Genomic DNA, 13,413 nt, shown 5'->3' with positions numbered 1-13,413 from the left:
AACGCATCCTTTATATTGGGATACGTTTTTACAAGCATTTTTCTATCAGCACTGAAAATGAAGGTCCGTCCCTCAATGCGTTAAAGCGGTGAGGGACGGACCTTTATTGTTAAAGTGAATTTATGATGAGCAGACTTGCTATTCTGCTTGTCATATCCCTGATGTCGAGGGTCGGGTCGATTTCCACGATGTCCATGGTGGTTACTTTAGGATGCTCTAGGGCGGTTTGAACCGCTTCCGTTAACGTGTCCGGGTGCATGCCACCGGGACCGATTGCCGGGCAGCCAGGTGCGTATGCCTGGTCGAGGACATCCATGTCTACGGAGAGGTAGATGGTGTCGACTTTGTCTTTTAGTTGGTTTAGTGCACTGTTGATTAGTTCTGTCATAGGCTGTTGTCTGACGTCCTTCATCGTATAGACCGTGACACCTTGTTCAATTGCATAATCATGATACGCTTTTGCGTTGGCATAGTTACGGATGCCTATTTGTATGAGGTGCTCACCTTTGATATGCCCCTCTTCTAGTAATCTTCTAAAAGGTGTTCCATTGGTCGGTCCCCCGTCTTCCGTGTTCCGCAGGTCATGGTGGGCATCGAATTGGATGATCCCGACTGTGCCCTTGGTTTCCTTAATGGCTTTAACCGTTGATGTGGTGATGGAGTGGTCGCCGCCAAGGATGATGGTGAAGGGTGTTGCGTTTGTGTTTGTAGCATCTTTCACTGATTCATAGATTCGTTGATGAGACTCTTCGATTGAGGTTGGGTGCATGGTAATGTCGCCGAAGTCTATGATGGTTTTCTTGTCTTCGGCGAGGTCCGTCCCTCTTTCGATGTTGTAGGTCGTAAACGAATTCAAGCAGCGTCTGATAGCATCGGGTGCGAAGCTTGCTCCTGAGTGTGAGATGGAAGGTTTGGAGAGGGGAGCGCCGATAATGGCGATGTCCCCTTTCTTTCCTTCTTCCCAAGGCGTGAGAAGCTCTGCCGCTTTGGTTGTGTAACGGTCTTTGAACTGCGCTTTTCCTGCCGGCTTAATGTGTTGAAATGTGCTCATGAAGCTTCTCCTTGCGGTAGATGATCCGACCGTTTTTCATGACGGTGTGGGTATGGTTGACACCATAGTGATACGGTACGTAATGATAGTTTGGTACATCCCATAGGACGATATCAGCATTACGTCCTGGTACCAGCTTTCCTGCAGAGTCTCCTCTGTTAATGGCATGTGCTGCGTTGACGGTGACGGCGTTCCAGATTTCTTCCGGTGTCATTTTCAGCTGCAGGGATGCCAGATTCATAATAAACTGCAGGTTCTCTGTTGGTGAGCTTCCCGGGTTGAAGTCGGTTGACAGAGCGACTGCTGCTCCCGCTTCCATCATGCCTCTTGCGTTGGCGAACTTGCCTTTGTTCAGGTAGAAGGATGTGCCTGGCAGAAGTACAGCGATTGTATCAGTTTCGCCTAGTGCCTGGATGCCTTTTTCGGATGCCCCCACTAAGTGGTCTCCGCTTGTTGCGCCGATTTCAGTTGCCATTTCCGTTCCGCCGAGTGGATCGATTTCGTCGGCGTGAATTTTAACGGAGAAGCCTTTTTCTTTTGCTTTTGTTAGGAACTCCCGGGACTGCTCGACAGTGAATACCCCTGTTTCGCAGAAGATATCGACGAATTCAGCCAACTGACCTTTTTCGATGTCGTTCAGCAGGTCGAGCATTTCTGTTAAAAATTCGTCTGAGCGTCCTTTGAATTCCGGTGGGATCGCGTGTGCTCCAAGGAATGTGGAAACGATGTCTGCCGGGTGCGCTTCGTTCAGTTGTTTGGCTACTCTCAGCTGTTTTAGTTCGGTTGGGCGGTCAAGACCGTATCCGCTTTTCGCTTCGACCGTTGTGACTCCGTATGAAATCATTCTGTTTAAGTGGAAGCGCGCTTTCGTGAGCAGCTCTTCTTCTGATGCTTCGCGGGTGGCACCGACTGTAGATAGGATGCCTCCTCCGCGCTTCAGGATCTCTAAGTATGGAACTCCCTGCTGTTTGAGGGCCATCTCATGCTCACGAGAGCCTCCGAACACCAGATGAGTGTGTGGATCAACAAGACCTGGTGTCACGAGTTTTCCTTCTGCATCGATTCTTTCCGTTGCTTTTAGGGATTGAGCTTCTTCATGTGTTCCGATCCATGCGACAAGTCCGTCCCTGATGGCAAGTGCCGAATGCTCTGAAACCTTGAGTTTACTCATTTCCTCCCCTTTTAGAGGTCCGTCCCCATGATCCATTGTCAGGAGCTGTCCGATGTTGTCGATGATAGTGTCGAAGTGTTTTTCTGCGGTCATATTATTCTCCTCCTTTGTTCATTGGGATGTGGATGTTGTGTTTTTCGGCTGTTTTTTCTGCGATGTCGTAGCCTGCGTCGACGTGGCGGATGACGCCCATTCCAGGGTCTGTTGTGAGAACGCGTTCTAATCTTTCCTTTGCAAGGTCCGTCCCGTCTGCCACAACCACCATCCCAGCGTGTAGTGAGTATCCCATTCCTACTCCGCCGCCGTGGTGGAAGGAGATCCAGGAGCCTCCTGCCGCTGTGTTGATGAGGGCGTTCAGGATGGCCCAGTCACCTACTGCGTCACTTCCGTCCTTCATGCTTTCGGTTTCACGGTTTGGTGAAGCAACAGATCCGCAATCCAAGTGATCACGACCGATGACGATCGGAGCTTTCAGTTCTCCATTTCGAACAAGCTCATTGATGGCAAGGCCCATCTTCACACGCTCACCATAGCCCAGCCAGCAGATGCGTGAAGGCAGTCCTTGGAATGCCACTTGCTCCTGTGCCATATCGATCCAGCGATTGAGGGCTTCATTTTCAGGGAAAAGCTCCTTGATCAAGCGATCTGTTCTATAGATATCCTCTGGGTCTCCTGAAAGTGCCGCCCAGCGGAAAGGTCCTTTTCCTTCACAGAATAATGGACGGATGTAGGCTGGAACGAATCCAGGGAAATCAAAGGCATTATCGACGCCTTCATCCTTCGCTACTTGACGGATGTTGTTTCCGTAGTCAAATACGATGGAGCCTCTATTCTGGAACTCAAGCATTGCTTCCACGTGTTTGGCCATGTTTTTTTGTGAAAGCGTTGTGTAGGCTTTCGGGTCTTGTTTGCGGAGCTCTGCCGCTTCTGTGATTGAGTACCCCTCAGGTACATAGCCGTTTAAAGGATCGTGGGCTGATGTTTGGTCGGTTACGATATCAATCTGAACGTTTCTTTTTAAAAGTTTATGATGAACCTCTGCCGCGTTTCCAAGTAATGCGATGGAAAGAGCCTTGCCTTGGTCACGTGCTTCATAGGCCATCATTAACGCTTCATCGATGGAATCTGTCTTCACGTCACAGTATTTCGTGTCGAGCCGTTTTTGGATGCGTTCCGCGTCAACGTCGACTGCAATCACGACTCCACCGTTCATTGTAACGGCAAGTGGCTGAGCACCGCCCATTCCTCCCAGACCGGCTGTTAGAGTGATCGTACCTTTAAGGGAGTTGTTGAAATGTTTTTTCGCCAGTGCTGCGAACGTTTCATACGTCCCTTGCAGGATTCCTTGCGTCCCGATATAGATCCAGCTACCAGCCGTCATTTGCCCGTACATCATGAGGCCTTTTTGATCCAGCTCATGGAAATGCTCCCAGTTTGCCCATTTTGGTACAAGGACCGAGTTGGAAAGTAAAACTCTTGGAGCCGCTTTATGGGTTTTGAACACACCAACCGGCTTACCGGATTGAACAAGCATGGTTTCATCGTTTTCCAGGTTTCTGAGTGTGTGAACGATTGCGTCAAAGGACTCCCAGTTACGGGCCGCTTTCCCAATACCACCGTAAACGACTAATTCTTCCGGAATTTCCGCTACCTCAGGATCAAGATTGTTATAGAGCATGCGAAGGACAGCTTCTTGCTCCCATCCTTTACATTCAAGGTCCGTCCCTGTTTTGATTTGTACGATTCGTTTGTTTGCCTTAACCATTTGTCGTTTCCTCCTTTGTTTTGTTAGGTTTGATGAGTGTGCTTAACGAGATCTGTTGCAGCCACTGGTTGGCTTTTTCTATATCTTTCGAGAAGATGCGGTCCTTTGTAATGGAAGGAATGATCCTTCTCGCTGCTTCATAAAATTGTCGTGTCTGACTTGCCATGAGGTCCGTCCCTCGATGTTCTGCTGCCTGCAGATTACAGATGAGTTCGACGGCCAGGACTCTTCTTGAGTTCTGCAGGATTTGGTAAGCATGTCGTGACCCTATGGTTCCCATGCTGACGTGGTCTTCCTGATTGGCTGATGACGGGATGGAATCGACGCTCGCTGGATGGGCGAGTGTTTTGTTTTCCGATACGAGTGATGCCGCACAGTATTGCATGATCATGGCACCGGATTGGAGCCCTGGTTGTGGACTCAGAAACGGTGGCAGGTCATTCAGCTGCGGATTCACGAGTCGTTCAATACGTCTTTCTGAGATATTGGCAAGCTCAGCTATGGCAATTTTCATAAAATCCATGGCGAAGGCGATCGGCTGTCCATGGAAGTTCCCGCCTGAAATGACCTTTTCTCCGTCATCGAAAATCAGTGGATTATCGGTTGCGGCGTTCATTTCGATTTCCAGCTTTTCTTTTACATAGTCAAGTGCCTGCCAGGATGCCCCGTGAACTTGCGGGATGCATCGTAACGAGTATGCGTCCTGGACTCTGAGTTCTCCTTGCTTCGTTGTGAGCTTACTGTCTACCAGGTAATCGCGGATTCTTTTGGCCGTTGCGACCTGCTGAGGATAGCCCCTTACTAAATGAATATCTTCGTCGAAAGCATCCATGATTCCTCTAAGTCCCTCTAAAGTCAGACTTGCGATCATCTCACTTTGGAAAGCCAGTTCCTCCGCTTCCAGGTAGCCGATGACTCCCATCGCCGTCATGGCTTGCGTTCCGTTGATGAGTGCCAATCCTTCTTTTGCCTGGAGCTGGATCGGGAAGATGTTTTCTTTTGAAAGGATAGGAAGAGTTTGATGTACCCCTCCTTGATAATGGACTTCTCCTTCTCCCATCAGAGCGAGTGCCAAGTGAGAAAGTGGTGCTAAGTCTCCGCTCGCTCCCAGTGATCCTTGCTGCGGGATGACCGGATGTATTCCTTTGTTGAGGAATTCGGTGAGACGTTCGACGATGACTGGTCTCACTCCTGAATATCCTTTTAGTAACGCATTGGCTCTGAGCAGCAGCATCGCTCTGGAAACCGTCTCAGGGAATGGATCCCCCACTCCACAAGCATGAGAATGAATCAGGTTAAGCTGAAGCTCCTCCACATCATCCGCATCAATCAACACATCACTGAACTTCCCAAAGCCCGTGTTAATCCCATACACCACACGCTTCTCCTTCACAATCCGCTCAACCGCCTCACGACTCTTCCGCACCCGCTCCATACTAACCGGAGAAAGCTCCACCTGCTCCTTCCCATAAATAACCCTCTTCGCCTCATCCAACGTCAAACTACAACCCGTCAACTCCACCATTACAATCACCTCTTCTATATTTTTAGGGACGGACCTCCATAAGCTGCATCTTCACAACCCCAATCTGGCCAAACCCCTCTAAATCGCTATTTTTGTTGTTTCGTTCTTTAACGCTTTAAACCAGTCTGGGACGGACCTCCAAACCTGCATTGTCCACTCCCTAAAGAATCATATTGACCCCAAAATTCCACACAAAAAGAGGCTCGACCAAAGACAGACTTCTGCCGTTGGTCGAGCCTCCTTTCAACTAATATCTCTAGGCTCTAAATTATTTAAATATGATTAATTCCAAGTCCGATTGTCTCGTGCTCCAGCCCCTTAATGGGCGCACCAATCGTCCCGTATAAAGCAACCGCGATCCACTCGCCTTCTTCTTCACTCTTATATGGAGTGCCTCTAACAACCGAGAAGCGCAATCCCACCGTGCGCAGGACCTCACCTAATTGCGTATGGCCGCGGGTCACACCCGTTAATGCCTCCATGATGGCGTGATATAAGGCATGCATTTCCCGGTACAGATCTTCCCGGACGAGGTCACTCCGCTTCGCTGCTGTTTCAATGGCAGCCACGATTTTCTGACTGTCCATGGAGCCGATTTTCCCGGTGCAGTAACTCCAATTCAGTTCATTGAAATGACGATTCCATTCTTCTTCCTCTTTATCTACGAGGAGAAGAAGCATGGCATTCTTTCCGATACGAGTATGTTCTGTCTTATCCAAGTGGCATTCGCACCTTACGTGAAAATTCTAAAAATACTAATAACTACTTATATTGTATGGTCTGACCGGTAAGAGGTCAACGAAAAAAGTGGTGATTTTAGAAACTTAGAGAGGTAGTTTGGTAGTGTGGTAAAGGGTTTTGGAGATATACTCAGGCAAGGGTGGGAGGTGTTCCCTAGTTTAAACGGAAATGGTTGGAGGTCCGTCCCTCATACACGAAAAGAACTTAAAAAAGACGTACCTATTCAATTTAGGTTCGCCTCATTCCTCCTTTACTCTTCTTGTTTTTTGCCTTTTCCCTTGAACACTTGGGGGTTGTTCATGAGATAGGTGACCGTGCCTTCATCATTTTTCATGCTGAGATAGGATAATATGTCATGTTTATCCTCATGTGAAATCGGACCATCCATCGTATACAAAGGTTTGATATTTAACTGCTCCATGCCATTCCTTTTTTCCAGTACAATTTTACAATCCCTAGCCTCCCTGTCACCTATACGGACAAACTTAAACGGGATGGAATGCTCTTTGTCAATCGGAACCGCAAATAGAGTAGAAAATCCGTAGGTCTCGAGTATCTTATCAGAGTACATGATGCTTTCCAATGCGTGGGAGAACCCCGGGGGTCGATTCACGACAACGAGCTTGTTGTAATAATGTTGCCCTTGAAACACAACTAAATGCTTTTTGGTTGTCGTGATATTCCTCTTTGAAACGTGAAAATCCTCAAACACCAATATAAAGTCTTTTTTCATTCTTTCTCCTCCTCGATATAGGGATTTGGTCCTACGAACATGGATTTCGACATAAACATCTAATTTCCTTTAAATTTTTACAAAAATATTTTATTTTTTTACAACTTTATTTGTATTTTCGTCAAATTCCTTGTTTAGGTCTTCCTTCTCTTCTTCTTTGTCTACATATTCTTTATAAAGCTTCACTTCTGAATCTGGAAAATATGCCAGGGTCCTCTCCTTTGAGAGAAGCGGGTTGTCAATGGAATGAACATATGAGGGATAGCTGCTCCAAGGATAATACTCGGGGACGACGGTGAGTTTGGCTTTGACAGGATTTTGATGAATATATCTGCTGACCTTAATGAAATAGGCAGGGGTATCAATCTTAGTTGAACCATATCTTCCTTGGAAAACATGTCCGACATAATCATACTTTTTGTTGAAATAAATGGCATAACGGGTATGAATGATTCTGAAGATCTGATCTAGTGGAACGTCGTGGGTTTCGATTAGAAGATGAATGTGGTTGGACATTAAACAGTAAGCGTGGATAGTAAAAGGGTACTTGTCTTTCGTGTCCTGAAGGTAGGATAAATACTTCTTCAGGTCTTCAATATCATGAAACAAGTCCTGCTTCCGGTTCCCTCTCGCTGTCACATGATAAGTGGCTCCCGGACGCCAATCTCGAGGCGTTCGTACCATAACATCACTCCTTCTCTCAAATTCAACTTAATTTCGTACCATTACCTATTCGACACAACTCCGCAAAATCCTCTTTTTTTGAGGGACGGACCTCTGGAAATTTACAAACGGCGTTAAATCAGGCTGCTTGTCTTCCATTTCACCTATTTGAGGTCCGTCCCTCATTTTTAGTCCTTCATCTTTATTCTTTTCTATCTATTAGTAGAAAATCTTTTCTGTTCGTTCCCTCGCTGGAAAAGCTGTTTTGAGAATAGTAAATCACACGCTGTTTGCCGTTGTTTTTAGTACTGAATGCCAGGTTTGACTCTGACCTCAAAGGTATCCATTTGACCTTTCCCGTTAAACCAGGTTTCAAGTCTCCTATAACGCTAATCTTTCTCCCTTTGTTCTGATCTCCCATTCTATCTTCCACCTTTACCCCCAATTCGGCAAAATTACAATTATATTTACATTTTAATACGTTTTAATGTAATTTTGTATACCTTTTCCAAAATATCTATATTTGTAATCAATAATGGTATTTCATATTGTGTAATTTCCCGTTGATATCTTTCAAAACCTTTATCTTGAAGAAAAAAGGGATAGTCGGTGAATAGAACGGACTTACACATAGAGTTGAAGCATTATCGGAATGACGTATTGGAGCATACTCAGAGAGAAGCTGCCATTTGTTTAAATATCAATCAGAGTTCGTTATCAAACTATCAAAATGGCACAAGGGACCTCCCGTATAAAATGCTCCTTACCTTTAAAGAAGTCTATAAAATCCCTACCCATGAGATGAACCGAATCATGTACGGCAAGGAAAGTGAAGGACTTGGTAATAGTGACGATCCCATGATTCTAAGAGAAAACTTCAAAGACGAAGAAAATAGGTAAATCCTGAAGACCCTTCAAGATTACCTAAATTCAAACGGACCCTATCCTCCCTCACCTACTTCACAGAAAAATGCAAAGAAAAATTCATCACACAGGTCAATCACCTTTACCAGACGATGAAGGACTGGTAGAGCATTTTTTAGAGGGACGGACCTCGAGGAACCCCAATAGAATAATAAATGTGAAAAAATCGGCATTTTACCTTTATTGTCCTATTAATGGAGGTCCGTCCCTCAATAAAATGAAAACAAAAAGCGCTGAGATTCCCATTAAGGATTCTACAGCGCTTTTCGACTTTGATTTATAGCATATCCAGTCTGTAATTCTTGTTTTAGCCAATTGATCATTTTATCTGTGTCCATATCGCCCTGCTGACCCTTGTCATAAGCTTTCTGGATAACAGAGAGAACGTATTGTTCCTTATTAACATTTCCTTTCAAAAAAGACACCCTCCTACAATTAAAAACAGTTTCTATCACTTTATTACACTATTATACGAAAGTTCAAACATCAATTACTAGATATATTACCATAAATATACAATATTCCACAAAATTTTTTCGACATCCGTCAATATAAATAGTCACTAAGACCTATTAAGAATTAGCATATATTTCCGATAAAATGTTGGTATGGGGAAAAAAATAACGATCGATAAAAAAAATAAAAATACGTTCGTTATAATCCAGCAGCTTCAAGTCGGGAAAAGGGGGAAATTTAAAATGGCATTTTTAACGCCGGAAGAGGCAATGAGAAAGAAGAAAACACAGAAAGTAGTTACATATGTAAGTTTCGTTATTATTACGATTCTACTAATCGCAGGGACTACCTACTTAACCTATCAAGCATAAGCTGACCAAAAGCGTCCATTCGACGCTTTTTTATTTTATTTCTTAATTCGTTCTACAATTTATGGAAAAGTTCGATGATTTTCGATAGAATAAGAGGTGGAATCTATTCAAGTTGGAGGACAACATTTTATGCATAGAGAAGTCAGACTTTTCAGAGGTTTGAAACAGCCATCAATCTTCTTTTATCAACTCAATGAGATGGAGGCATTAAAAGGTTATAAGAAACGAGTCTCGTTTCTCTTCTTATTATCCATTGTTATATTTGGTTTGATTTCGTCTTTCGGAATAGGAATGGACCCTTTGTCTAAAGACATGACGAAGCTATCCCCAATTGTATTCGAGTTGGAGAAGTTTTTATTTTTTTTAGGTAGACTATTAGCCGGAATGATTTATGCGGCCATTATTCTCTTTTTTTCATCACTCATTTTCTGGACCATCTCAAATGAAGGTGAGTACCGTAAACTGGTAATCACTCAAGGGCTAGTCTTAATCATTTTATTACTTGAAAAACTCACCTATATACCATTATCTCTATTCTTTTCACTTGAATGGTACTCTTCACCGCTTTCATTAGGAGTAATTACCCAATATTTAACGTCAAAATCGTATGTGATCTACTTAATGGGAAGCTTCTCCCTTTTTAAAGTTTGGGTTTTCTATATTCAATACAAAGGCATCAAACAGTTGACCCATCAAAAAAACTGGATCATCTGGTTAGTGATTCTCTTAACCAATTTATTCTTGTGGTCCCTTAACGCATTACTCGCTTTCTTAAACATATCAACCTTAATTTAACTTTCCAAAGGCTGTGAACATAATGAAAAGAAGAACCATTTTATATAGCACTTTAACACTCTCTCTTTTGTTTGTTGGTGCAAATACATACCTAATTGAAAAAGCGAATAGCAAAGTCGACCGCGAAGTCCGGGTGGCCAATTGGGAAATCAGCGGAACAGGCGATCTGGCTAAAGAGCTTCCGAAACCGGGTGTTGTCACAGCTGAAGAAGAAAGCTACATCTATTTCAACGACGAATTCGGCTCTTTCAAGAAGTTCCTTGTTAAAGAAGGTGACCAGGTGAAATCCGGAACGCCACTTTATGAATACGAGGTTACCGATCAAACCCAGCAGAAAAGTGTTCTGGAATCAGAAGTAGAACAATTGGAAGATGAGATTGACAGTATCGAAGACAACATCGATGACCTGGAAAGTTTGGAATCGTCCCTTCCTTCGACTTCAACGGACGACAAAGAAATTCCGATTGACACCAGTGCACTTCAGTCGGAGTACGAAATAAAAAAAGAAATGGCCGCTAAAGAATTAGAGATTGACCGCTTAGAAAATCAAATCGATAACCTTGAGCGCCAAATTTCTGATATCGAATCGTATGAAACAACGTTAACGGTTCAAAGCAGTGTGGACGGGACCATCAAGTACCTCTCCCATGCCATTGATAATCCATTGATTACGATTGCCTCCCAGGCGACGATTGTAACGACTGATCTTACTGAAAATGAAATAGTGACCGTGGAAGAAAATATGAGCGCGATTATTGAATCTGACATTGAAAAAGAGAGTCAAAAAGGAATCGTGACCAAAGTTTCCACCCTTCCAAAAAACGATCCACACTTGCAAACGGACAGCATGTATCCTGTAGAAGTGAAGCTTCAGGATACTAAAAACAAGCTTCTTCCCGGTCACCATGTTTTCCTGTCGATCATTACGGAGGAAGTAAAAGGTGCATTGGTCGTGCCTGTCACTGCGATTGAAAAAGAAGGCACTTCTAAATTCATCTGGATTCTCACTAAAAAAGGAACCGTTGAACAGCGAAGAGTAGAAACAGGTCTCCAGGTAAACGGGCAGCAACAAATCAAGTCAGGCGTGAAAGCCGGAGAATACTACATTGTATATCCCGGGGACATTCCTGCGTTAGAGAATGGTACTCCATTCATTACAGGCATTGATTGGAATAAAATCAAATTGCGTGACTTGAAGAAAATAGATCGTCCGACGGTTTTAGAAAACCTGTTGGTAGGAATATTGGAACGGAAATAATGGGAGTCGCATCTTAAACCGTAATGGTTTGGATGGGACTTTTTTTGACGATTTCTTGTGACATAAAACCACCTGTTTAAATCATTTTTCTATACATACTCCTTCTCAACCAACAAATACTATTGGTTAAACACTGACGTAAAGGAGCGCTCACCATGAAAACACTCAAACGCCTCATCACCCTTACCATCCTCCTCTCTCTCCTCGCCTTCTCCTTCCCATCCACCTGCCTATTCGCAGCCCCAAACCCACCCAAGAAAAACGTCATCCTCATGATCATGGACGGCACCAACTCCGACATCGTCACGTTGTCACGTTGGTATCGAGGGACGGACCTTCAACTGGATAAAATTCTGGTCGGCGGCGCCCGGACGTATTCGGCTCAGTCAGCGATCACCGATTCCGCCGCAGCCGGGTCGGCCATGGCCACCGGTATGAAGACGAAAGCTGATTACATCGGAATGAACCCAGATGGACGTCCCGTTTTGACCGTCCTTGAAGGGGCCAAGTTGGCCGGCTACAAGACCGGCATCGTATCCACCTCCCCTGTCCAGCACGCCACTCCGGCTGCATTCACTTCCCATGTCTTGAACCGCGATGAATTTGGAGACATCGGCGAACAACAGGTGTACCAAGGTCTCGACGTTATCTTAGGTGGAGGTGCCGCCTGGTTGAAGCCGAAATCCAAAGACCACGTCAAGAACGATGACGGCATGCTTAAAACAAAAGAAGTCAGTCGTGAGGATGGAGAAAATCTCTTGGAGGTCATCGGCTCCATTGGATACGATTTGGTGCTGAAGAGGGACGGACTTCTAAAAAGAAAAGGCTCTTCTAAATTATGGGGTGCGTTTGCTGAAGAGGACATTGCCTATGAACTGGATAGGAAGACGTTAAAGCCTGATGAACCTTCCCTTGCGGAGATGACGGAGGCAGCGATCGACGGGCTTTCTCAAAGCGAGAAAGGTTTCTTTCTCATGGTCGAAGGCAGCAAGGTGGATTGGGCTGCTCATAAAAATGATCCTGTAGGGATGATCAGCGAGGTATTGAGCTTTGATGATGCCGTGGGAGAAGCTTTAGCATTCGCCCGAGAGGACGGTAATACGATGGTGATAGCCGTTACCGACCATGGGAATAGCGGTCTCACCCTTGGGAATCAGGGGACAAACGGGGATTATAAACATCAGCCTGTTGAGAAGTTTGTGAAGCCTTTAAAAAAAGCTGAGCTAACTGTAAAGGGTGCCGTTTCTCAGCTTAAGGAGGACCGTTCAAATTTAAAAGAGGTCCTTTCAAATTATGGGTTGGGGAATTTGAGCAAGAAAGAATTCTGTGCGATGGAAGATGCCTCTAAAAAAGTAGAGGATTTAGAGGATGAAATGGTGAAACTGATGGCGAAGCGGGCTAATCTTGGGTTTACCACACATGGTCACACTGGTGAGGACGTCTTTTTATATGCGTATGGCCCCGGGAAGCCTGTGGGTCTTATTGAAAACACCGATATACCAAGAGTGATTTCTAAGCATCTGGGATTTTCATTATCTTCCGGTGGATTTGCCTCATGGTACGTCGATGGCGCGGAATTTTATCGTGAAAAAGGTTTTGAGGTAAAAATCGAGGGACGGACCTCGAAAAATCCTGTGATGGTGGTGAAGCGTGGGGATGAAGAGCTGCGTTTTCCTGAAAATAAGGATTTTTATTGGAGAAATGGTGAAATGGTGAAGTTGAAGAGCGTGAATGTTTATGATGGGGAGACATTTTATGTGCATGTGGAGGAGTAAGGCGGGAATTGGGTAGGGTTTGAGTTGATTCTGGAGTTATATTTTCAATTTCGACCTGTACCAGGCAGCTTTTTGTAGGTCTTTCACTCAGTTTCAAATTTTATTATCGACTTGCAACCATATATTATCGACTTTGCAAATATATTATCGACTCTCCTTCCCCACCGCCCCAGTCCCACTCTGCC

General features: G+C 44.7%; 14 protein-coding genes. 5 read left to right on the top strand and 9 right to left on the bottom strand.

Translation table 11 applies throughout. From position 1 onward, the window contains the following. Positions 1 to 109: 109 nt before the first annotated feature. The 8 genes from hutG to ACOSV2_RS19030 all read right to left on the bottom strand — a co-directional run bounded on the left by hutG (position 110) and on the right by ACOSV2_RS19030 (position 8,070). Positions 110 to 1,051, bottom strand: a complete 942-nt coding sequence (gene hutG, locus ACOSV2_RS19065) for a formimidoylglutamase (protein ID WP_428976477.1) — start codon at positions 1,049 to 1,051, stop codon at positions 110 to 112. Then, on the bottom strand, positions 1,029 to 2,315 hold the full coding sequence (hutI, locus tag ACOSV2_RS19060) for an imidazolonepropionase (RefSeq protein WP_428976476.1): 1,287 nt from the start codon (positions 2,313 to 2,315) through the stop codon (positions 1,029 to 1,031). The genes hutG and hutI overlap by 23 nt, the downstream gene beginning before the upstream one ends. Position 2,316: 1 nt before the next feature. Further along, the gene (gene hutU, locus ACOSV2_RS19055; RefSeq protein WP_428976475.1) at positions 2,317 to 3,987 is read right to left on the bottom strand and encodes a urocanate hydratase; all 1,671 of its coding nucleotides are present in this window, start codon (positions 3,985 to 3,987) and stop codon (positions 2,317 to 2,319) included. After that, positions 3,980 to 5,512, bottom strand: coding sequence for a histidine ammonia-lyase (gene hutH / locus ACOSV2_RS19050; protein ID WP_428976474.1), 1,533 nt, complete (start codon positions 5,510 to 5,512; stop codon positions 3,980 to 3,982). Before hutH ends, hutU begins: the two co-directional genes overlap by 8 nt. Positions 5,513 to 5,784: 272 nt before the next feature. After that, a complete protein-coding gene (hutP, locus tag ACOSV2_RS19045) occupies positions 5,785 to 6,231 on the bottom strand; it encodes a hut operon transcriptional regulator HutP (protein WP_428976473.1) in 447 nt (148 codons plus the stop codon). A 272-nt stretch (positions 6,232 to 6,503) separates the two neighbouring features. Beyond that, positions 6,504 to 6,986: a hypothetical protein gene (locus tag ACOSV2_RS19040; RefSeq protein WP_428976472.1), complete on the bottom strand. Its 483-nt coding sequence runs from the start codon at positions 6,984 to 6,986 to the stop codon at positions 6,504 to 6,506. Positions 6,987 to 7,076: 90 nt separating this feature from the next. Further along, positions 7,077 to 7,670: an REP-associated tyrosine transposase gene (locus ACOSV2_RS19035; protein ID WP_428976471.1), complete on the bottom strand. Its 594-nt coding sequence runs from the start codon at positions 7,668 to 7,670 to the stop codon at positions 7,077 to 7,079. A 181-nt stretch (positions 7,671 to 7,851) separates the two neighbouring features. Next, on the bottom strand, positions 7,852 to 8,070 hold the full coding sequence (locus tag ACOSV2_RS19030; RefSeq protein ID WP_428976470.1) for a hypothetical protein: 219 nt from the start codon (positions 8,068 to 8,070) through the stop codon (positions 7,852 to 7,854). Between the two features lie 188 nt (positions 8,071 to 8,258). Here ACOSV2_RS19030 and ACOSV2_RS19025 point away from each other — a divergent pair, with 188 nt between their 5' ends. Beyond that, positions 8,259 to 8,549: a helix-turn-helix domain-containing protein gene (locus ACOSV2_RS19025; RefSeq protein ID WP_428976469.1), complete on the top strand. Its 291-nt coding sequence runs from the start codon at positions 8,259 to 8,261 to the stop codon at positions 8,547 to 8,549. A gap of 278 nt (positions 8,550 to 8,827) precedes the next feature. On the opposite strand, the gene ACOSV2_RS19020 is transcribed toward ACOSV2_RS19025, so the two are convergent. Next, on the bottom strand, positions 8,828 to 8,989 hold the full coding sequence (locus ACOSV2_RS19020) for a hypothetical protein (RefSeq protein WP_428976468.1): 162 nt from the start codon (positions 8,987 to 8,989) through the stop codon (positions 8,828 to 8,830). 282 nt (positions 8,990 to 9,271) lie between these two features. On the opposite strand from ACOSV2_RS19020, the gene ACOSV2_RS19015 reads away from it, so the two are divergent. The 4 genes from ACOSV2_RS19015 to ACOSV2_RS19000 all read left to right on the top strand — a co-directional run bounded on the left by ACOSV2_RS19015 (position 9,272) and on the right by ACOSV2_RS19000 (position 13,228). Then, the gene (locus ACOSV2_RS19015; protein WP_299744173.1) at positions 9,272 to 9,400 is read left to right on the top strand and encodes a hypothetical protein; all 129 of its coding nucleotides are present in this window, start codon (positions 9,272 to 9,274) and stop codon (positions 9,398 to 9,400) included. 129 nt (positions 9,401 to 9,529) lie between these two features. Beyond that, the gene (locus ACOSV2_RS19010) at positions 9,530 to 10,195 is read left to right on the top strand and encodes a hypothetical protein (protein ID WP_428976467.1); all 666 of its coding nucleotides are present in this window, start codon (positions 9,530 to 9,532) and stop codon (positions 10,193 to 10,195) included. Positions 10,196 to 10,217: 22 nt separating this feature from the next. Next, complete coding sequence (locus ACOSV2_RS19005) at positions 10,218 to 11,453, top strand: efflux RND transporter periplasmic adaptor subunit (protein WP_428976466.1); 1,236 nt, start codon at positions 10,218 to 10,220, stop codon at positions 11,451 to 11,453. 155 nt (positions 11,454 to 11,608) lie between these two features. After that, positions 11,609 to 13,228: an alkaline phosphatase gene (locus ACOSV2_RS19000; RefSeq protein ID WP_428976465.1), complete on the top strand. Its 1,620-nt coding sequence runs from the start codon at positions 11,609 to 11,611 to the stop codon at positions 13,226 to 13,228. Positions 13,229 to 13,413 lie beyond the last annotated feature (185 nt).

The organism is Rossellomorea sp. DUT-2, from assembly GCF_052665285.1.
Note: the sequence above shows the minus strand (reverse complement) of the source record. Positions and strands in the feature narration are given on the sequence as shown.